Source organism: Skermanella stibiiresistens SB22, assembly GCF_000576635.1.
Taxonomy (GTDB): Bacteria; Pseudomonadota; Alphaproteobacteria; order Azospirillales; family Azospirillaceae; genus Skermanella; species Skermanella stibiiresistens.
In genome coordinates this window covers 1-410 of sequence record NZ_AVFL01000127.1, presented here as the reverse complement: position 1 = coordinate 410, position 410 = coordinate 1, and the positions used below count along the sequence as shown (strand labels likewise).

General features: G+C 67.8%; 1 protein-coding gene. It reads right to left on the bottom strand.

Annotation, left to right across the window (positions count from 1 at the left end; all coding sequences use genetic code 11):
- Positions 1 to 410, bottom strand: a 410-nt coding sequence (locus N825_RS35770) for a branched-chain amino acid ABC transporter permease (protein ID WP_037462498.1), incomplete at its 5' end; no start/stop codon positions are given.

Here is a 410-nt window from a genome sequence, read left to right as displayed (position 1 = left end):
TCAGCCCTTGCCCTTGATCAGGGCGCCGATCTCGCCGACGATGCCGCGGCGGAACAGCAGGACGCAGATGACGAAGATGACGCCGGTGACGACCGTGACGGGCAGCTGGGTGCCGGCCAGGTAGTTCTGCAGGGTGACGACCAGGAAGGCTCCGACCACCGGGCCGAAGATGGTGCCGAGCCCGCCCAGCAAGGTCATCAGCACGACCTCGCCCGACATCTGCCAGGTGATGTCGGTCAGCGACGCCAGCTGGAACACGATCGCCTTGGTGCCGCCCGCCAGCCCGGCCAGCGCCGCCGACATGACGAAGGCCGCCAGCTTGTACTGCTCCACCTTGTAGCCCAGCGAGACCGCGCGCGGCTCGTTTTCCCGGATCGCCTTCAGCACCTGGCCGAACGGCGAGTGGATGG